The organism is Stenotrophomonas sp. Sm6012 (genome assembly GCF_030985895.1).
Taxonomy (GTDB): domain Bacteria; phylum Pseudomonadota; class Gammaproteobacteria; order Xanthomonadales; family Xanthomonadaceae; genus Stenotrophomonas; species Stenotrophomonas forensis.
The window spans coordinates 21,312-37,255 of sequence record NZ_JAPTFX010000032.1 but is presented as its reverse complement, the minus strand read 5'-3'; the positions used below and the strand labels follow the sequence as shown (position 1 = coordinate 37,255).

Annotated in this window: 26 protein-coding genes and 1 tRNA gene; 17 read left to right on the top strand and 10 right to left on the bottom strand. The window is 65.1% G+C overall.

Annotation, left to right across the window (positions count from 1 at the left end; all coding sequences use genetic code 11):
* The first annotated feature begins 310 nt into the window (after window positions 1-310).
* Both O0J73_RS08360 and dxs read left to right on the top strand, forming a co-directional pair.
* The gene (locus tag O0J73_RS08360; protein ID WP_006457729.1) at window positions 311-976 is read left to right on the top strand and encodes an HNH endonuclease; all 666 of its coding nucleotides are present in this window, start codon (window positions 311-313) and stop codon (window positions 974-976) included.
* Window positions 977-1,081: 105 nt separating this feature from the next.
* Window positions 1,082-2,989: a 1-deoxy-D-xylulose-5-phosphate synthase gene (dxs, locus tag O0J73_RS08355; RefSeq protein WP_308308478.1), complete on the top strand. Its 1,908-nt coding sequence runs from the start codon at window positions 1,082-1,084 to the stop codon at window positions 2,987-2,989.
* A 116-nt stretch (window positions 2,990-3,105) separates the two neighbouring features.
* On the opposite strand, the gene O0J73_RS08350 is transcribed toward dxs, so the two are convergent.
* The 3 genes from O0J73_RS08350 to O0J73_RS08340 all read right to left on the bottom strand — a co-directional run bounded on the left by O0J73_RS08350 (window position 3,106) and on the right by O0J73_RS08340 (window position 4,838).
* Window positions 3,106-3,309 (bottom strand): hypothetical protein, encoded by a 204-nt coding sequence (locus O0J73_RS08350; protein ID WP_005410416.1) that lies wholly within the window; start codon window positions 3,307-3,309, stop codon window positions 3,106-3,108.
* Between the two features lie 168 nt (window positions 3,310-3,477).
* A complete protein-coding gene (locus O0J73_RS08345; protein ID WP_308308477.1) occupies window positions 3,478-4,038 on the bottom strand; it encodes a DUF3011 domain-containing protein in 561 nt (186 codons plus the stop codon).
* 128 nt (window positions 4,039-4,166) lie between these two features.
* The gene (locus tag O0J73_RS08340; protein ID WP_006457732.1) at window positions 4,167-4,838 is read right to left on the bottom strand and encodes a response regulator transcription factor; all 672 of its coding nucleotides are present in this window, start codon (window positions 4,836-4,838) and stop codon (window positions 4,167-4,169) included.
* A 250-nt stretch (window positions 4,839-5,088) separates the two neighbouring features.
* On the opposite strand from O0J73_RS08340, the gene O0J73_RS08335 reads away from it, so the two are divergent.
* The 8 genes from O0J73_RS08335 to O0J73_RS08300 all read left to right on the top strand — a co-directional run bounded on the left by O0J73_RS08335 (window position 5,089) and on the right by O0J73_RS08300 (window position 9,461).
* The gene (locus O0J73_RS08335; RefSeq protein ID WP_308308476.1) at window positions 5,089-5,805 is read left to right on the top strand and encodes a hypothetical protein; all 717 of its coding nucleotides are present in this window, start codon (window positions 5,089-5,091) and stop codon (window positions 5,803-5,805) included.
* Window positions 5,798-6,343 (top strand): GTP-binding protein, encoded by a 546-nt coding sequence (locus O0J73_RS08330; RefSeq protein WP_040009526.1) that lies wholly within the window; start codon window positions 5,798-5,800, stop codon window positions 6,341-6,343. Before O0J73_RS08335 ends, O0J73_RS08330 begins: the two co-directional genes overlap by 8 nt.
* Complete coding sequence (locus O0J73_RS08325) at window positions 6,336-6,707, top strand: roadblock/LC7 domain-containing protein (RefSeq protein WP_271260474.1); 372 nt, start codon at window positions 6,336-6,338, stop codon at window positions 6,705-6,707. The genes O0J73_RS08330 and O0J73_RS08325 overlap by 8 nt, the downstream gene beginning before the upstream one ends.
* 99 nt (window positions 6,708-6,806) lie before the next feature.
* Window positions 6,807-7,133 (top strand): hypothetical protein, encoded by a 327-nt coding sequence (locus O0J73_RS08320; protein WP_197563404.1) that lies wholly within the window; start codon window positions 6,807-6,809, stop codon window positions 7,131-7,133.
* 127 nt (window positions 7,134-7,260) lie between these two features.
* Window positions 7,261-7,689, top strand: coding sequence for a pilin (locus O0J73_RS08315; RefSeq protein WP_308308475.1), 429 nt, complete (start codon window positions 7,261-7,263; stop codon window positions 7,687-7,689).
* A 169-nt stretch (window positions 7,690-7,858) separates the two neighbouring features.
* The gene (locus tag O0J73_RS08310; RefSeq protein WP_308308474.1) at window positions 7,859-8,314 is read left to right on the top strand and encodes a pilin; all 456 of its coding nucleotides are present in this window, start codon (window positions 7,859-7,861) and stop codon (window positions 8,312-8,314) included.
* Window positions 8,315-8,482: 168 nt separating this feature from the next.
* Entirely contained in the window at window positions 8,483-8,965 is a 483-nt protein-coding gene (locus O0J73_RS08305; RefSeq protein ID WP_308308473.1) for a pilin, read from the top strand.
* 4 nt (window positions 8,966-8,969) lie between these two features.
* A complete protein-coding gene (locus O0J73_RS08300) occupies window positions 8,970-9,461 on the top strand; it encodes a hypothetical protein (RefSeq protein ID WP_308308472.1) in 492 nt (163 codons plus the stop codon).
* On the opposite strand, the gene O0J73_RS08295 is transcribed toward O0J73_RS08300, so the two are convergent.
* Window positions 9,430-9,687, bottom strand: coding sequence for a hypothetical protein (locus O0J73_RS08295; protein ID WP_308308471.1), 258 nt, complete (start codon window positions 9,685-9,687; stop codon window positions 9,430-9,432). The genes O0J73_RS08300 and O0J73_RS08295 overlap by 32 nt on opposite strands.
* Before the next feature lie 397 nt (window positions 9,688-10,084).
* Here O0J73_RS08295 and O0J73_RS08290 point away from each other — a divergent pair, with 397 nt between their 5' ends.
* The 4 genes from O0J73_RS08290 (at window position 10,085) to O0J73_RS08275 (ending at window position 11,618) form a co-directional block, all read left to right on the top strand.
* Window positions 10,085-10,369 (top strand): hypothetical protein, encoded by a 285-nt coding sequence (locus O0J73_RS08290; RefSeq protein ID WP_133935195.1) that lies wholly within the window; start codon window positions 10,085-10,087, stop codon window positions 10,367-10,369.
* A 12-nt stretch (window positions 10,370-10,381) separates the two neighbouring features.
* Entirely contained in the window at window positions 10,382-10,615 is a 234-nt protein-coding gene (locus O0J73_RS08285) for a DUF1653 domain-containing protein (RefSeq protein ID WP_049456619.1), read from the top strand.
* An 87-nt stretch (window positions 10,616-10,702) separates the two neighbouring features.
* Complete coding sequence (locus O0J73_RS08280) at window positions 10,703-11,272, top strand: TetR/AcrR family transcriptional regulator (protein WP_197563390.1); 570 nt, start codon at window positions 10,703-10,705, stop codon at window positions 11,270-11,272.
* A 13-nt stretch (window positions 11,273-11,285) separates the two neighbouring features.
* On the top strand, window positions 11,286-11,618 hold the full coding sequence (locus O0J73_RS08275; RefSeq protein WP_197604427.1) for an SMR family transporter: 333 nt from the start codon (window positions 11,286-11,288) through the stop codon (window positions 11,616-11,618).
* Window positions 11,619-11,638: 20 nt separating this feature from the next.
* On the opposite strand, the gene O0J73_RS08270 is transcribed toward O0J73_RS08275, so the two are convergent.
* Both O0J73_RS08270 and O0J73_RS08265 read right to left on the bottom strand, forming a co-directional pair.
* On the bottom strand, window positions 11,639-11,812 hold the full coding sequence (locus O0J73_RS08270) for a DUF1328 domain-containing protein (RefSeq protein ID WP_006380555.1): 174 nt from the start codon (window positions 11,810-11,812) through the stop codon (window positions 11,639-11,641).
* 94 nt (window positions 11,813-11,906) lie between these two features.
* Window positions 11,907-12,548, bottom strand: coding sequence for a LysE family translocator (locus tag O0J73_RS08265; RefSeq protein WP_308308470.1), 642 nt, complete (start codon window positions 12,546-12,548; stop codon window positions 11,907-11,909).
* A 155-nt stretch (window positions 12,549-12,703) separates the two neighbouring features.
* Between O0J73_RS08265 and O0J73_RS08260 the strand changes: the two genes are divergently transcribed.
* Window positions 12,704-13,396 (top strand): aspartate/glutamate racemase family protein, encoded by a 693-nt coding sequence (locus O0J73_RS08260; RefSeq protein WP_308308469.1) that lies wholly within the window; start codon window positions 12,704-12,706, stop codon window positions 13,394-13,396.
* A 24-nt stretch (window positions 13,397-13,420) separates the two neighbouring features.
* Here the strand turns inward: O0J73_RS08260 and O0J73_RS08255 are convergent, their stop codons facing one another.
* Complete coding sequence (locus O0J73_RS08255) at window positions 13,421-13,813, bottom strand: hypothetical protein (protein ID WP_006457793.1); 393 nt, start codon at window positions 13,811-13,813, stop codon at window positions 13,421-13,423.
* 242 nt (window positions 13,814-14,055) lie between these two features.
* Between O0J73_RS08255 and O0J73_RS08250 the strand changes: the two genes are divergently transcribed.
* Both O0J73_RS08250 and O0J73_RS08245 read left to right on the top strand, forming a co-directional pair.
* On the top strand, window positions 14,056-14,559 hold the full coding sequence (locus O0J73_RS08250; protein WP_308308468.1) for a DUF3011 domain-containing protein: 504 nt from the start codon (window positions 14,056-14,058) through the stop codon (window positions 14,557-14,559).
* A gap of 86 nt (window positions 14,560-14,645) precedes the next feature.
* Complete coding sequence (locus O0J73_RS08245) at window positions 14,646-15,095, top strand: GNAT family N-acetyltransferase (RefSeq protein WP_308308467.1); 450 nt, start codon at window positions 14,646-14,648, stop codon at window positions 15,093-15,095.
* A gap of 65 nt (window positions 15,096-15,160) precedes the next feature.
* Here the strand turns inward: O0J73_RS08245 and O0J73_RS08240 are convergent.
* The 3 genes from O0J73_RS08240 to O0J73_RS08230 all read right to left on the bottom strand — a co-directional run bounded on the left by O0J73_RS08240 (window position 15,161) and on the right by O0J73_RS08230 (window position 15,942).
* Window positions 15,161-15,237 (bottom strand) — tRNA-Pro (locus O0J73_RS08240).
* A gap of 68 nt (window positions 15,238-15,305) precedes the next feature.
* Entirely contained in the window at window positions 15,306-15,662 is a 357-nt protein-coding gene (locus O0J73_RS08235) for a MerR family transcriptional regulator (RefSeq protein WP_005410431.1), read from the bottom strand.
* Window positions 15,643-15,942, bottom strand: a complete 300-nt coding sequence (locus tag O0J73_RS08230) for an integration host factor subunit alpha (protein ID WP_005410432.1) — start codon at window positions 15,940-15,942, stop codon at window positions 15,643-15,645. The genes O0J73_RS08235 and O0J73_RS08230 overlap by 20 nt, the downstream gene beginning before the upstream one ends.
* Between the last annotated feature and the right edge of the window lie 2 nt (window positions 15,943-15,944).

Sequence of the window (15,944 nt, the reverse complement as noted above, 5' to 3'; positions counted from 1 at the left end):
GTAAACCCGTCCCTGGGGGCTCGATGGCGCCATCCATGGCGCCAACGGTCCTGCCAACCCACACCGCCCCGCCTCTGACAGATATCTGCTGCTGTGGGTAGGTGTCGACCTTGGTCGACACGCTGGATCCACGCCATGCGTGGATGAAAACCACCGGAATCCCTCTGGAGAAAAGCCCCCTTTTGTCAAAGGGGGCGCGCCAACGGCGCGGGGATTAGGAGGAATGCGCGGACCTGAATTGTTGCGTTCTGGGTATCGCCCAAGTGGCGATACCCAAAACGCAACAATTCAGGTATAAGCTGTTCTCCCGATGGAGACAGACACTACACGCTTGGGTCTGATCGAAGCCGGAGCTCCGATTTCTGCTCCGGGCGCCGAGGCATCGCCCAACGTCACCCCGCTGCATCGCCCCGGTTCGGTCCGGCTGCTCTCGCTGGATGCCCACGGACGCGTACTGGACTGGATCACCTGGCAGGACGCGGCCTGCCTCTACGCCCGTGAAGCCGTGGCCTGGACGCTGGGCGATCCCTGCCTGCACATCCACGGCGGCACCAACCGCTTCAGCGGCCTGCAGAGCGGCATGGACCTGCACCCGATCATCGCCGCCCGCGGCCACGCCCGCTCCCGCGCGATCGACCCCACGCCGAACCTGACCAACCCGGCCCTGTTCGCCCGCGATGCGCACCTGTGCATGTACTGCGGCCAGCAGTTCAACCGCCCCACCCTCACCCGCGACCACGTCATGCCGCTGTCCAAGGGCGGCCTGGACTGCTGGGAAAACGTGGTCACCGCCTGCTTCCACTGCAACTCGCGCAAGAGCGACCGCACCCCGCAGCAGGCTGGAATGCCCCTGCTGGCCGTGCCCTACCGGCCCAGCTGGATCGAGCACCTGATCCTGTCCAACCGCAACATCCTGGCCGACCAGATGGCCTTCCTGAAGGCGCAATTGCCGAAGCGATCGAAACTGAGCACCTGAACGGCCGAAAATGCAACCCTCACCGTCCTGTCACGGGCGGCGGCGTTTGCTTGCCCCACCCCCGTTTGAGGGCGAAAATGGGCGTTCAGAAAAAGTGCGAACACGATGATCGACTCTGCCCGCTATCCCCGCCTCGCGCGCATCCAGACACCGGATGACCTGCGCACGTTCGACGAATCCGAATTGACGGCGGTCGCCGACGAGCTGCGTGCCTACCTGATCGAATCGGTCGGCAAGAGCGGCGGCCATTTCGCTGCCGGCCTGGGCGTGATCGAACTCACCGTGGCCCTGCACTACCTGTACCAGACGCCGCAGGACCAGCTGGTCTGGGACGTCGGTCACCAGACCTACCCGCACAAGATCCTCACCGGTCGCCGCGACGAGATCCACACTGTCAAGCAGAAGGACGGCGTCGCCCCGTTCCCGAAGCGCGAAGAGAGCGAATACGACACCTTCGGCGTCGGCCACTCCTCGACCTCGATCTCGGCCGCGCTCGGCATGGCCATCGCCCGCCAGTCCGAAGGCGACGACCGCAAGGTGGTGGCGGTGATCGGTGACGGCGCGATGACTGCCGGCATGGCCTTCGAGGCGCTGATGCACGCTGGTGGCATGGAACCGGAGCCGAACCTGCTGGTGATCCTCAACGACAACAACATGTCGATCTCCGAGGCGGTCGGCGGCCTGACCAAGATGCTCGGCCGCGCCACCGGCAGCCGCACTCTCAACGCACTGCGCGAGGGCGGCAAGAAGATCCTCGGCGACAAGAAGAACAACCCGGCCCGCTTCGTGAAGCGCTGGGAAGAGCACTGGAAAGGCATGTTCGTGCCGTCCACGATGTTCGAGGAAATGGGCTTCCACTACACCGGCCCGATCGATGGCCACGACATGCCGGCGCTGCTGTCCACGCTGAAGACGCTGCGCGCCTCCAAGGGCCCGAAGCTGCTGCACGTGATGACCACCAAGGGCAAGGGCTACGAGCCGGCCGAGGGCGACCAGATCGGTTACCACGCGGTTGGCCCGTTCGATCCGGACAAGGGCCTGGTGGCCAAGTCCGGGGCCAAGAAGCCGACCTACACCGATGTGTTCAGCGACTGGCTGTGCGACGCCGCCGCCGCCGAACCGCGCCTGTTCGGCATCACCCCGGCGATGCGCGAAGGCTCGGGCCTGGTGCGCTTCAGCAAGGAATACCCGCAGCGCTATTTCGACGTGGCCATCGCCGAACAGCACGCGGTCACCCTCGCTGCCGGCATGGCCACCCAGGGCGGCAAGCCGGTGGTGGCGATCTATTCGACCTTCCTGCAGCGCGCGTACGACCAGCTGGTGCATGACGTGGCGATCCAGGACCTGGACGTGCTGTTCGCGATCGACCGTGCCGGCGTGGTCGGCCCGGATGGCGCGACCCATGCCGGCAACCTCGACCTGAGCTTCCTGCGCTGCGTGCCGAACCTGGTGGTGATGGCACCGTCCAACGAAGCCGAATGCCGGCAGATGCTCAGCACCGGCCTGCAGCATCCGGGGCCGGCCGCGGTGCGCTATCCGCGCGGTACCGGCACCGGCGTTGCCGCCGGTACCGACCTGTCCACGCTGCCGATCGGCAAGGGCGAGCTGCGCCTGCAGGGAAGCCGTATCGCCCTGCTCGCCTTCGGCAGCACCGTGGCCGCCGCCGAACAGGTCGGCCGCGAGCTGGGCCTGAGCGTGGTCAACATGCGCTTCATCAAGCCGCTGGACCGCGAACTGGTACTGTCCATGGCCGCCGGGCACGAAGGCCTGGTCACGATCGAGGACAACGTGGTGGCCGGCGGCGCCGGTTCCGGCGTTGGCGAACTGCTCAATGCCGAAGGCGTACTGCGCCCGATCCTGCACCTTGGCCTGCCCGACAGCTACCAGCACCACGCCAGCCGCGAGGACCTGCTGGCCGAAGCCGGCATCGACGCGGCGGGCATCCGCGCCGCGGTGCTGAAGCGCTGGCCGCAGCTGGCCGTGGGCAGCCCGCCGCTCAGCGCGGCAGGCTGAGGCCGCTGCAGGCCCGATGGATCCACGCATGGCGTGGATCCATTGTGGAGCAGAGAACAATCCACGCCATGCGTGGATGACAGCCCCCGGGAAAAACGATCCGGCGCGCCCCGCGCTCAGCCGTAGCTGACCGCTTCCACAAAGGCGCCACTGGCCTCCACGCGCACGGCTGCGCGCTGCCCGGTGTCGACGAAGTGCAGGCGTGCGAGGGTTTCAGCAAAATCGAAGGCGCGGGCACCGTCGCGGAAATCGATCGGCTCCGGCCGATCCGGGTGCAGCACGCGCCACTGGCGCTGCTCGCATTGCAGGCGGATCAACATGCGGCTCACTCCTTGAGACAGCGTATCGACGGGGGCGGGACGGGCATGCCGATTGCGGCGAGCCTTGTCGCGACGAATCAGGAGCACGCGGAGGTGCCCCTGATCGCAGACGATACGACGTTCAAAATGTGAGCTGTATCAGATTATTCTGATTTTCGAGAGGAACGCTCAATTCACCTGGAACTGGGCGCGGCAGCCGTCGCTCACCCAGATGCCACGGCGATCCCAACCCCAGGTCTGGCCTTCAATGCACGCGCTGCGCGAATCCTGGCGGACCAGGCGCACGCCACGACGGATACGCGCATCGCAGTACTCCTGGCGATGCCCATTGGAATGGCAGGCGATCACCTCACCGCCGCCCCAACCATTGCCATTGTTGCCCCAGCCGTTGCCTCGGCCGCCGCCCCAGCCGCCCCGCCGGTACTCGCCGACGAACTCGGCACGGCAGCCCTGGGTGACCCATACACCATTGCGCGATTGGCCCCAGGTCTCGCCTTCCACGCAGGGCGATCCGGACAGCTGGCGGATCATCCGCGCCCGGCCTTCCAGGCGGCACTCGTTGCTGCGGTTCTTGATCGATTCGCAGCGCACGATGCCGCCGCCCTCACGGCTGCCATAACGGTCATCGTCATAGCCGTAGCCATAGCTCTGCGCCTGGGCGCCGCCTGCGGCCGCCAGCATTGGCAGCAGGGTGCAGGCCAGAGTGCGCCAGCTGAGTGCCTTGCCCATCGAGATCTCCAGATGAATACGATGGCGCAAGCATCCGGGATTCGCGGCGCGCCGCACAGTGGGAAACGTAACGGCAGTTTTTCCCCCATTCAAACAACCCAACCGGACCTGACTGGACCGACGTGGCCTCATGGACCGCCGTTCTCGGCCCCGTTGCCCATGCCACCGGCATTGCCCAGCCGTTCCTCGAACGCATACGCGAACAGCTCGGCGTCGTTGCTGATGCCCAGTTTCCTCATCGCGGAAATGCGTTGCCGGCTGATGGTACTGACCGTGCGCCGCAACTGCGCGGCGATCTCGGTGATCGAAGGCCCTGACACGTAAAGCCGCAGGACCTCCAGTTCCTTCGGTGACAGCACCGACAGCGATCGCTCGCGCCCGGCATCCTGCAGGCAGTGCGCCAGTTCGGGGTCCAGGTAGATCCCTCCGCTCAACACGGTATCGACCGCCCTGCGGATGCCATCCACGCCACTGCCCTTGCACACCAGCCCACGCACTCCGGTGCGCATGGCCATGTTCAAGGTGGTGGCATTGGTGACCATGGTGGCCAGGATCACCGGCACCTTGGGGTAATTGCGACGCAATGCCTGCAGCATCGCCTGGCCGTCCGAGCGGCCGCCATCAGGCATCGAAAAATCAGTCACTACCAGATCCACCGGTTCTTCGGCCAGCGCCGCCAGCAGGCTTTCCGCACATCGCGCCTCGGCCACCACGCGGTGGCGACCACCGGCCTCGATCACGATGCGCGTGCCAAGCAGGACCAGTGGATGATCATCCGCAATGGCAATTCGAGTGAGCATGCTGATTACCCGTCAATAGTCACGCCGCAGTGCGCAGCGAAGACGCTAGTAATCATTCCGGGCCACGTCAACTTAACAATCACTCACTGCAATTGATGTCATCGCAACAGCATCAACCGGCCAGTTCCATTAGTTGCAGCGAGCTGCATAAACACGGACGGCACTGCAATTTTCCCAATAGTTTCATTCCAGAAAACCGGGAGTGCCGCTTACATAGTCACCTCCGATCACTCGCTGCACTGGACACCCCATGGTCCGTTTCCGTCGTCGACCTTTTGAGGATCTGCAAGAGCCCTTTGCAGCAGAACCGCTGGCGCCGGCAGCCCTGCCAACCGCCGCATTGCCGTTCGTACAGCAGTTGCGCCTGCACCTGGCAAGCGACGGCCCGCTGCAACGGCGTCCGGCCCATGCCGCGATCATCCATGACGGCGCCACCGTGTGCTGGCTGGATGCCAGGAACGATCGGATGATGACCACTGCACCCGCGCCGATCACGCTGACGCTGTTGCAGAAGCTGCTGGCCGATGCAGACCCTGCGCTCAGCCTGGTGCCAGTGACGCAGGATGTGTTCGTGCAGCGTGCGACGGTTTCCAGCAACATTCCGCTGCGCCTGACGCTGTGGAACATCGCCCTGGCCACTGCCGGGCATGGCACGCCGATGCAGCCCCTGCATGACGGCACCAAGCTGCGCCTTCGACGCTGGCCGGACTTCCGCATCCTGGCCCATCGTCCCGATCACTTCCGGCTGTGTGCGCTGCTGATCAAGCAGGGCGCATCCGTGCAGGCGTGCTGCGCCATCCTCGACCTGCCACGCCGAAGCGTGCAGTCGTTCTTCAACGCGGCGTTCCTCACTGCCTACGCCTTCCCCGTCGTGGGTGAGGATGCGCCCGTGCGCCCCTCGCCCACCGACGGCCTCGTCAACCTGTGGCGACAACTTCGCATCCGCTGGAGTGCAGACCGTGCGTGAGCACAAGATCGTAGTGATGGGCCCCCTCGGCGCGGGCAAGTCCACCCTGGTACAGACGCTGACCCGGGGCAAGGCCGTGGTGACCGAGGCCCGCAATACCGACCCCGCCGTGGGCAAGCAGTACACCACCGTGGCGATGGACTATGGCGACATCGACCTGCCTGGCGGTGACCGCCTGCGCCTGTATGGATCGCCCGGGCAGGAGCGCTTTTCATACATCTGGCCGATCCTGCTGGCCGGTGCCGAAGGTGCGATCGTCCTGATCGATGGCAGCGCCGGCGTGGACAGCACGCTGGCCGGGCAGCACCTGAGAGCCATCGCGGACAGCGCACCGGGCCTGCCGGTGGTCATCGGCTTCACCCGATGCGGCAGCACCGATGACCCGGTACAGCCGCACTGGCAGGACTGGTTGCAGGACCATGCACCGCACCTGCCGGCGCTGCCACTGGACCCACGCGACATGGCACAGGCCATCACCGCGATGGATCTGCTGATGAGCCAGATCGAGTGCAACGCCATGGCGGTCACCCATGCATGACATTGGCCGCACTTCACCACTGGACGCGCTGGTACGCGACGTCACCGGCATCCAGGCCCTCGTCGTTGCCAGCACCGATGGCTTCGCACTGGCCCAGGCCGGCCCGCAGGGCCATGTCGCCGATCGCCTGGCCGCGATGACCAGTTCGATGCTCGGCCTGGCCAGTGCACTGGGCCGCGAACTGCACTTCGGTGAGCTCGACACGCTGATCCTCGATGCCGCCGATGGCAAGGTACTGATGCTCGCCATTCCCGGAAAGCAACCGCGCCTGCTGATGACCGCCTGCGACCACCGCTGTGTCATCGGCAACGTGCTCTGGCATGCCAAGCAGTGCGTGCGCGCCCTGGCCGACAGTCTGAACTGATGCATGTCTCTCTCACTGCTCAGACGGCTGTTCACCCCCTCACACCCGCAACGGACCACTGAAATGAATATCGCCATCAACAAATGCCTGGACACACTCATGCAGATCAACGGCGCGCAAGCCGTTGCCCTGGTCGACTACGAAAGCGGCATGCTGCTGGGTGAAGCCGGCTCGGGCGTGGACATGGAACTGGCGGCCGCAGGAAACACCGAAGTGCTGCGCGCCAAAATGAAGACCGCCGAAGCACTGAACCTCAACGACAACATCGAAGACGTCCTGATCACGCTGGGACGTGCTTACCACGTGCTGCGCCCGGTGTCGGCCAAGAAGGGGTTGTTCTTCTACGTGGTACTGGACCGGCAGAAGGCCAATCTCGCCCTCGCCCGGCGCATGGTGCTGGACGTGGAGAGTTCGCTGGCGCTGTAACACCCGGCAACGACAGACAGGGGATGGAAACGCCGGGGCTGCTCTGGGGAGAGCGGCCCCGGCCTGCGAGTGCGCTCTGCACACCACACCTACCATCGGGAATCCCTGCATGCCAGCTGGATCGTCAGTGCGCACAGCGCGCGACGTGTCATCACGCTACCCGCCTTGGGCCGCGACGGGTATTACCGTCGCGCTGGTCGCCGTCTACGCGATTCTGTTGCTTGCCCCCGCCGTGGACGGCCATGCCAGCCGCGTGCGCCTGCGCGATGCGGCCAATGCGTTGGGCAGTGCCATCACCACCGTCGAAGCCAGTTACGCCGCAGGCGATCTCACCTTGACCGACCAGCACCTGGGCTTGCCTGGCAGTGCCGCGTACTGCAGCCATCTGCGTGCCTCGCTGCCGGATACGGGACATGCCGTGCTGTCCTGCGAGCTGCGCGAAACGGCCGCCCTGCGCGGTAGTGTCAGGTGGTCGCGTACCGCTTCCGGCGAGTGGCGGTGCCATGCGCGCATTCCGGGTCTGCATCCATTTCCGCTGCAATGCCCTGCGGAATGAAAGCGCGGCGTCTGATTATTCGTAAAAAGCAATCCCAGACACTTGATCCATTCCATTTTACGAATTGTGGAATATCCCCATCGCGGCATGCGTGATTTTCTAGGGCTGCGCCACGAAGCATCTTTTCGCGGCCATGAGCAATGAATCACCCACGTCACAGAGGATTATCATGAATACCGCATTCGTCCCAGTACCGCGCACAGGCATGCGCGCCTCCCGGCAGAAGGGTTTCTCTCTTATTGAACTCATGGTTGTGGTGGCGATCATCGGCATCCTGGCGATGATCGCGCTGCCGCAGTACCAGCGTTTTTCGGCGAAGGCGAAGCTGGCCAGTGCGCTCGCCGAGATCGCAGGTGGGAAAGTCGGCGTCGAATCGCTATTGGCTGAGGGCAGTGATGTCACATCGGCGGCATCCATCGGCCTGCCCGTGTCCAGTTCCCGTTGCGAGTGGATTACGGTAACGAGCGATGCCACAGATGGAGCTACGAGTATCGCCTGTGTGCTCAAGAGTGACGCAACGTTTGGCACGGGAAGCATGACGCTTGATCGCGACTCGGAGGGCGTCTGGCTCTGCAAGAGCGATGTGCAGGACCAGAGCCTTCTTCCCCAGGGTTGCCAGGCCTGACCACAGGCGCATGCACCCGTCGCATGCGCCTTTCCACTGGGCGCTGATGAATCTTCGAATCAGCAGATTTTCAACACACGTACTCGGCCAGCGCCTGCCGCGCATTTGATCGCGATCAAAGAGCCACGCCAGCCGCAGCTCGAGGTTGATTTCCTCATGGAGGAACCAATGAATAATGAACGATTGCATTGCGGCAGCGCCCCCAAACGCGCGCGCAGCCAGCGAGGATTCTCTCTGGTCGAACTCATGGTGGTCGTCGCCATCATCGCGACCCTGTCCCTGATCGCAGTCCCGCAGTACAAGAAATTCTCTACCCGATCCAAACTGGCGGCCGCCCTCGCGGAACTGGCCGGCGGCAAGGCGGGAGTGGAAGCATGGCTGGCAGAACGAGGCGATCTCTATGGCTCAGACAACAGATCGCTCGGGCTTCCAGAGAAAAGTGAACGCTGTGAATCCATCACAACGAAAGTTCGCGGAGATGGAGATCTGGAAATCGACTGCCTGCTCCGCCTCGATTCTGGATACAACGTGGGAACCTGGAGAAACAGCCTGATGCTCATCAGGGACTCAGACAACCACGACTGGCGCTGTTGGACCCCCATTCCGTACTACGACCTGCTGCCCAAAGGCTGTGGCCCCGACAATCCATAGCCCCATGCACACGCTTCAAGCTGCTGACGCTCAACCTCTCCAGTCAGGTACTGGCGCCTACGAAATCCGGTCATCCCTCGCTCCCACCCTCGTCATCGCCGATCCCAACCCCTGGGTCCGTCGCGAACTGGTGCGCAGCGTCCAGCCCCATCTGGATGGCAAGGCGCTGAGCGAAGCCCGCTCGCCCGCCGAGGTTCTGATGCAGATCGCCAACCCGCATTGCAAGGTGCTGGTCATCGATCCGTGCATGCCCACCGTGGGCCAGACCGATGGCATGCCGCTGCTGCGCCAGATCTGCTGCCTGCGCAGGGACCTGCTCATCCTGGTCCTGGCCCAGCAACCCCTGCGCCTGCTGCAGGATCGCGCCCTGCCAGCCCAGGTCGGGCACGTCTATGCGAAGACGGTCAACCCATTGTGGCTGTGCCGTTTCATCAGCCAGGCACTGCGCGATGAATCGACTGGCGTTACGTCACTGGCGCCGGATGCAGCCCGCTGACCGGCGCGGAGTTGGCGGGCAGCGCCTCGAAATGCACGGCTTCCACGCTGTTGCCCAGCGCTTCCACGCGTACCGTGCTGCCCTGGCCGGTGCGGCGGTGGTGGGCGCTGGCCCGGCCAACCGCGGCGTCGAAAGCGGCGGCGCCGCTGCTGAAGGCTTCGGCCACGCCTGCGGCGGGGTCCAGCAGGGACCACTGTGCGGCACTGCACTTGACGATGATGACCATGGGAGGCTCCTTGTGGGGAAACGGCGCAGGGGCGCATGACCCTCTGCTGATGACGTCACCGTAGCCAGCCCATCAGCGCGGTCCCATCAGATAAGTACGAAAAACCCTCGCCCGGGTGTCAGAACACCACGCCCATCACATCCCTGAGCCTGTTTAGCCTGTTCATTCCGTGATCCTTGTCACGGAGTCGGTTCAGCTTCACACTACCGTCACTAACAGGGGCCCCTTCCACATGCGCACCTTCTTCTCGCAGCAGCGCGGGACGCTGCTCAAGTTCTATTTCGTGGCCAGCTATCTGGTGCTGATCGAAGAACTGATCCGCGCCGCCATGCATTGAGTGCTTGCTGGCAGCACGGCGCCAGCAGAAACTGTTGCTCCAAGGTATGGAGTTCGCCCGATGAAAGCGCTTCTTCTGATTCCAGCGCTGCTGGTCCTGTCCGCGTGCGCCAACCAGCATCAGGCGGCCGCCAGTGCCGATGCCGCAGCCAGCTCGCCGGCCACGCCAAGGGTCGGCGCTGACCGCGACGCCCATGGCTGCATCGGCTCGGCCGGCTACCAGTGGTGCGAACACAGCCAGCGCTGCGAGCGGCCGTGGGAACTGGCGCAGGCCCAGGGGTTGGCCAATAGCGCCGAAGCGATCGATGCCTACTGCGCGAAGCCGGCCAGTCCGGCGCGCAAGTGAACCGCGCGCACCATGGCTGAGCTCAGTCCGCTGCCCGCCCTCGCACCGGGCCGCTACCGCCATTTCAAGGGCGGCGAGTACGAAGTGATCGGCATCGTCCGCAGCAGCGAAACGCTGGAGCCGCTGGTGCTGTACCGCGCGCTCTATGGCGAAGGTGGGCTGTGGGTGCGCCCCTACCCGATGTTCGTCGAGCAGGTACCGGGCGAACACGGCCCGCAGCCGCGCTTCGCGCGTATCGACGTTTGAATCTGCGTTGCCGGCCACGGCCGGCCAGTCGCTGCCCCGCACCAGGCCTAGGTTACAATCGTACCGTCCAGTCGGTTTCTTTCCGCCATGTCCGCATCTTCCTCCCGCTCGCGCCGCAAGGCGCCCGACAGCGTGCGCCAGTCGCTGCTGCAGGCCACCATCGACGTGATCGCACGGCAGGGACTTGCGGCCTTGACCGTGCAGGACATCGCACAGGCGGCCGGCGTCAGCAAAGGCGCGCTGTTCCATCACTTCGTCAGCAAGCAGGCGCTGGTCGATGCCGCCATCGCCACGCTCATCGCCGAATTCGAAGCGCAGGTACGTGGCCTGATGGCAGGCAGTGCGCAGTACGGCTGCTTCAGCCGCGCCTATGTGCGCGCCAACTTCGACCACCTGCTGCAGCAGGAACGGGTGAACGACATCGGGCTGACCCTGGGCAACATGCTTGAACCTGCGCTGCTTGCGCAGTGGGGCGCCTGGCTGCGGCGCATGCTGGCCGAGTTCCCGGAGGAAGCCGCCAATCCCCGCCTGTATGCGGCGCGCTGTGTTGCCGACGGCTACTGGGCCACCGCCTACGGCCGGCCGCTGGACGAGGAAGAACGCATCAATGCGCTGGCCATGGCCGAGCAGGCCCTGAAGCTGTGTGATCCTCTGTGAGCCGGAGCCTGCGATGAATCCCTACGCCTACCTCGCCGCCGCGATCGTGCTGGAAGTGATCGCCACGTCGCTGCTCAAGGCCTCCGACGGCATGAGCCGGCTGCTGCCCACGCTGGGCGCGCTGGTCGGCTACGGGCTGTGCTTCTACCTGCTGTCGGTGACCATGAAGTCGATACCGACCGGCATCGCCTACGCCATCTGGTCCGGTATCGGCATCGTGCTGATTTCGGTGATCGGGCTGGTGGTGTTCAAGCAGCGCCTGGATGCGCCGGCACTGATCGGCATCGGGCTGATCTGCGCCGGCGTGCTGGTGATCAACCTGTTCTCGCGCAGCAGCGCACACTGAGCACGCTGCCGCGCGGCGCACTAACTGACCTTCTTCGCCACGGTCATGCCCAGCAGGAACAGCACCACGGCGATGATGATGCCGGCCCAGAACAGGAACTTGGCGATGCCGACCGCCGCGCCGGCAATGCCGCCGAAGCCGAGCACGCCTGCGATGACGCCGATGATGGCGAAAATGATGGCCCACTTGATCATGTCAAACCTTTCCCCGCGGGGACTGCGTACTGGATGATCAGGCTAGGCCGTGGCCGATGCGGCACTCGTGAACAGGCCGCGTGCGCGGCGTGAATCAGCGCGGGCGGAAACGCAGCAGGGCTACCGCGAACGCCAGGAACACGCTGCCCACCAGGCGCTCGAACCAGCGCCGTGCAAACGGCTTTGCCAGCCAGCGGCGCAGGCCATGGCCGCCGGCCGCATACATCACGTACCAGAACAGCTCGCAGCCGGCGAAGGTAGCCACCAGCACGCTGTACTGCAGCGCCTGGCCGCGCGAAGGGTCGACGAACTGCGGCAGGAACGCCGTCGCGAACAGCAGCAGCTTGGGATTGCTCAGGCCGACCAGTAGTCCCCCGCGGAACACTGTCCATGCGCCGAGTGCCGGCGCGACCGCCAGCCCTGCATCCACGGTCACCGGCGGCGCCGGGCGGCCGCTGTCACGCCATGCCTTCAGCCCCAGCCAGGCCAGGTAGGCCACGCCCAGGTAACGCAGCACTTCGAACAGCATCGGCGAGGAATGCAGCAGCGCGCTCAGGCCCGCCGCGGACGCGGCCAGCACCAGCAGCATCGCCAGCAGGCAGCCCGCCATCGCCGGCACGCTGCCACGAAAACCCAGCCCGACGCTGCGGCCCAGGATATGCAGCATGTTCGGCCCCGGGGTGCCACACAGCACGAACACGGTGGCCAGGAACCACCACCAGGTATGCAGGGCCATCGCGCACATCCACTCCAGAAGACCGCACCAGCATAGGGCGTGCCCGCAGCGCACGGAACATACAGCCCACCGTGGATGCAGTGGTTACAGATTTCCGGGATCGGCAGCCGCGCGCCTTCTGTGCTGCAATGGAGGCCCCTGGCATGGAGCGGTGCATGAAGACCCTTGGCCTGATCGGCGGCATGAGCTGGGAGAGCTCGGCGCAGTATTACCGGCTCATCAACGAGGAGATCCGTGATCGCCTGGGCGGCGCCCACTCGGCGCAACTGCTGCTGTGGTCGGTGGATTTCGCCGGCATCAAGCAGCTGCAGCACGACGGTGACTGGGATGCGCTGGGCGACCACATGGCCGATGCCGCACGGCGCCTGCAGGCCGGCGGTGCCGACCTGCTGCTGATCTGCACCAACACCATGCACAAGCTGACCGACCGCATCGAAGCCGCCTGTCCCCTGCCGCTGCTGCATATCGCCGACCCGACCGCGAACGCGATCGTGCAGGCGGGTGCGCGCAGGGTAGGCCTGCTCGGCACCGCCTTCACCATGGAGCAGGACTTCTACCGTGGGCGGCTGCAGGAGCGCTTCGGTCTGGAGGTGCTGGTGCCCGATGCCGAAGATCGTCGCAGCGTGCACGACATCATCTACCAGGAACTGATCGCTGGCGTGGTCAGCGAGCAGTCACGGCGGGTCTATGCCGCGGTCATCGCGCGCCTGGTCGCGCGCGGCGCAGAGGCGATCATCCTCGGCTGTACCGAGATCATGCTGCTGGTGCGGCCGGAGGACAGCGCGGTGCCGTTGTTCGATACCACCACCCTGCATGCGCGGGCCGCGGTGGACGTGGCGCTGGCCTGACCCCACGCGCGATGCGGCGCGGAATCAGTCCGCGCCCTGCACTTCCAGCGCGGTGATCAACCAGTCGACCACCGCCTGCGAATCGCACAGGAAGAAGATGGCATCGCCGGAGCGCGCTTCGGTGAGCAGGCGATACACCGTGATCGCCACCGCCGACTGGTTGGCGATGAACACTTCCGGGCTGCGCGGCCCTTCGCTGTGCCCGGCCACGGCATGCAATGCCTTGCGCGCGGCCACGGTCGACGCCGGGTCCGCGCTGCGGGTCAGTTCCGGCCCGCGCAGGCCCCACGCAATGAACACATGCTTGCCCTTGAACGTGGTGTCCAGGACCTGCACCTCGGCGCCGGTGTCGGCCGAGCGATGAATGACAGTACTGCTGATCAACGCAACCCCCTGTGGTCGTCGTGGTCCGCGCATCCTCCCCAACAGGCCGCCCGCACACCAGTGACGGCAGCCGCAGGCTGCGCCGACAGGCGTGGAAGACATGTAAGAAGACGTAAACCGATGCGATCGGATGTGCAGCGATGATACGGGATGTAAGCCTCTGCATGGGCCAGCGCGTACTAGTAAACCCCCACTGAGCCCGTTCCGGAACGGTGCGTTCCGGCGGCCCCGGGCTGGGTCATTCTTGCCGCCCGATCCACCACCCGAGGCCCCTGATGACCCACCGCCTGCTGTTACCGATCACCGCCGCCGCGCTTGTCCTGCTGCTGGCTGCCACCGCCGTGGCCGCCCAGGATTACGACACGGATCACGTTCCAGCGCTGCGCTGCGAATCGCAGTTCAACAAGATCCAGCAGTGCGCCATCGAAGGCCCGATGCGGCTGGCCCGGCAGCTGTCGGTTACCCGCTGCGTGGAGAACCAGAACTGGGGCCAGCGCCGCCGCATGCTGTGGGTCACTGACGGCTGCCGCGCCGAGTTCGTCGCCGACGAGTACGGTCGCTGGCCCGGGCGCGGGCGTGATCGCGACGACGAGGGCGAACGCCTGGTCTGCGAGTCGTACGAGAAGAAGGACAAGGAATGCCGCATCCGCGTGCGCCACGAAGTGCGCCTGGTCAAGCAGAAGTCGGTGACGGCCTGTGTCGAGGACCGCAACTGGGGCTGGGACCGCCGTGGCATCTGGGTCAGCGACGGCTGCCGTGCCGAATTCCGGGTCTATTGACTACCAAGCACGCGCTGGCTGCGGCGGATCAGCGATCGCAACCGGCGTGACCGATAGACTGCATGCAACCGCCCGAGGAACGATTGATGACATCGCCGGATCCCTCCACGACGACGCTGCAGATCCGCGACGCCCGCCCCGCCGATGCCGCCGCGCTGATCGCGCTGGACAGCGTGGCGGCACATGATCCGCGACGGGCGACGCAGATCGACCGGTGGCTGGCGCAGGGCCATGTGCACGTGGCCGAGCAGGATCGCGTGGCTGTGGGCTACCTGGTCATCCATCACCACTTCTTCGGCGAAGCCTTCGTTGAAATGCTGATGGTGGGCCCGGCACGGCGCGGCCAGGGCATCGGTGCCGCCCTGCTTCGCCACGCCATTGCGCGACGCGGCGGCGGCAAGCTGTTCACCTCCACCAACAGCTCCAACAGCAACATGCAGCGCCTGCTTGCTGCGTCGGGCTTCGTCGACAGCGGCATCGTGCACGGATTGGACGAGGGCGATGCGGAACGGATCTACCGCTTCGCTGGAGATTGATCGCGCTGCGCCACGCGCACAAAAAAGCCCACGCATCGCTGCGCGGGCTTCTTGATTCATCACAGTGGTCGGGACGGCCGGATTCGAACCGACGACCCTCTGCCCCCCAGGCAGATGCGCTACCAGGCTGCGCTACGCCCCGACTGATGCTGCGATGTGCCCGCCAGTGCGGCGGGCCGTGAAGTATAGCGGATTACGAAGGAAATGGGATCAGCGGCGCAGCAACTGCAGCACTTCTTCCAGCTCCATGCGCACCTGCTTGATGATCTGGTTGCTCAGCGCCGATTCCTCGCGCGCATCAGGACCGTCCAGGCGCAGGCGTGCACCACCGATGGTGTAGCCCTGTTCGTACAGCAGGCTGCGGATCTGCCGCACCATCAGCACGTCGTGGCGCTGGTAGTAGCGGCGGTTGCCTCGGCGCTTGGCCGGCTCAAGGCTGGGAAACTCGGTTTCCCAGTAGCGCAGGACGTGCGGCTTGACGTCGCACAGCTCGCTGACTTCACCGATGGTGAAGTAGCGCTTGGCCGGGATCGGCGGTAGTTCGCGGTTACTGCCCGGATCCAGCATAAGCTTCCACCCTCTCCTTGAGCTTCTGGCCCGGACGGAAGGTGACCACCGTACGGGCGGAAATCGGAATTTCCTCGCCGGTCTTGGGGTTGCGACCCGGGCGCTGGTTCTTGCGCCGCAGATCGAAATTACCGAAGCCCGACAGCTTCACCTGACGTCCCTGTTCCAATGCTTCACGCAGCACATCGAAAAACGCGTCGACGAATTCCTTGGCTTCCCGCTTGTTCAGACCGACTTCGTCGAACAGCTTTTCCGCCATCTCCGCCTTGGTCAATGCCATTG

Excerpts from the sequence above, each read along its gene's own strand:
- O0J73_RS08360 (WP_006457729.1), top strand. The coding sequence starts at position 311 with ATGGAGACAGACACTACACGCTTGGGTCTGATCGAAGCCGGAGCTCCG.
- dxs (WP_308308478.1), top strand. The coding sequence starts at position 1,082 with ATGATCGACTCTGCCCGCTATCCCCGCCTCGCGCGCATCCAGACACCG.
- O0J73_RS08350 (WP_005410416.1), bottom strand. The coding sequence starts at position 3,309 with ATGTTGATCCGCCTGCAATGCGAGCAGCGCCAGTGGCGCGTGCTGCAC.
- O0J73_RS08345 (WP_308308477.1), bottom strand. The coding sequence starts at position 4,038 with ATGGGCAAGGCACTCAGCTGGCGCACTCTGGCCTGCACCCTGCTGCCA.
- O0J73_RS08340 (WP_006457732.1), bottom strand. The coding sequence starts at position 4,838 with ATGCTCACTCGAATTGCCATTGCGGATGATCATCCACTGGTCCTGCTT.
- O0J73_RS08335 (WP_308308476.1), top strand. The coding sequence starts at position 5,089 with ATGGTCCGTTTCCGTCGTCGACCTTTTGAGGATCTGCAAGAGCCCTTT.
- O0J73_RS08325 (WP_271260474.1), top strand. The coding sequence starts at position 6,336 with ATGCATGACATTGGCCGCACTTCACCACTGGACGCGCTGGTACGCGAC.
- O0J73_RS08320 (WP_197563404.1), top strand. The coding sequence starts at position 6,807 with ATGCAGATCAACGGCGCGCAAGCCGTTGCCCTGGTCGACTACGAAAGC.
- O0J73_RS08310 (WP_308308474.1), top strand. The coding sequence starts at position 7,859 with ATGAATACCGCATTCGTCCCAGTACCGCGCACAGGCATGCGCGCCTCC.
- O0J73_RS08305 (WP_308308473.1), top strand. The coding sequence starts at position 8,483 with ATGAATAATGAACGATTGCATTGCGGCAGCGCCCCCAAACGCGCGCGC.
- O0J73_RS08300 (WP_308308472.1), top strand. The coding sequence starts at position 8,970 with ATGCACACGCTTCAAGCTGCTGACGCTCAACCTCTCCAGTCAGGTACT.
- O0J73_RS08295 (WP_308308471.1), bottom strand. The coding sequence starts at position 9,687 with ATGGTCATCATCGTCAAGTGCAGTGCCGCACAGTGGTCCCTGCTGGAC.
- O0J73_RS08290 (WP_133935195.1), top strand. The coding sequence starts at position 10,085 with ATGAAAGCGCTTCTTCTGATTCCAGCGCTGCTGGTCCTGTCCGCGTGC.
- O0J73_RS08285 (WP_049456619.1), top strand. The coding sequence starts at position 10,382 with ATGGCTGAGCTCAGTCCGCTGCCCGCCCTCGCACCGGGCCGCTACCGC.
- O0J73_RS08280 (WP_197563390.1), top strand. The coding sequence starts at position 10,703 with ATGTCCGCATCTTCCTCCCGCTCGCGCCGCAAGGCGCCCGACAGCGTG.
- O0J73_RS08275 (WP_197604427.1), top strand. The coding sequence starts at position 11,286 with ATGAATCCCTACGCCTACCTCGCCGCCGCGATCGTGCTGGAAGTGATC.
- O0J73_RS08270 (WP_006380555.1), bottom strand. The coding sequence starts at position 11,812 with ATGATCAAGTGGGCCATCATTTTCGCCATCATCGGCGTCATCGCAGGC.
- O0J73_RS08265 (WP_308308470.1), bottom strand. The coding sequence starts at position 12,548 with ATGGCCCTGCATACCTGGTGGTGGTTCCTGGCCACCGTGTTCGTGCTG.
- O0J73_RS08260 (WP_308308469.1), top strand. The coding sequence starts at position 12,704 with ATGAAGACCCTTGGCCTGATCGGCGGCATGAGCTGGGAGAGCTCGGCG.
- O0J73_RS08255 (WP_006457793.1), bottom strand. The coding sequence starts at position 13,813 with ATGCGCGGACCACGACGACCACAGGGGGTTGCGTTGATCAGCAGTACT.
- O0J73_RS08250 (WP_308308468.1), top strand. The coding sequence starts at position 14,056 with ATGACCCACCGCCTGCTGTTACCGATCACCGCCGCCGCGCTTGTCCTG.
- O0J73_RS08245 (WP_308308467.1), top strand. The coding sequence starts at position 14,646 with ATGACATCGCCGGATCCCTCCACGACGACGCTGCAGATCCGCGACGCC.
- O0J73_RS08235 (WP_005410431.1), bottom strand. The coding sequence starts at position 15,662 with ATGCTGGATCCGGGCAGTAACCGCGAACTACCGCCGATCCCGGCCAAG.
- O0J73_RS08230 (WP_005410432.1), bottom strand. The coding sequence starts at position 15,942 with ATGGCATTGACCAAGGCGGAGATGGCGGAAAAGCTGTTCGACGAAGTC.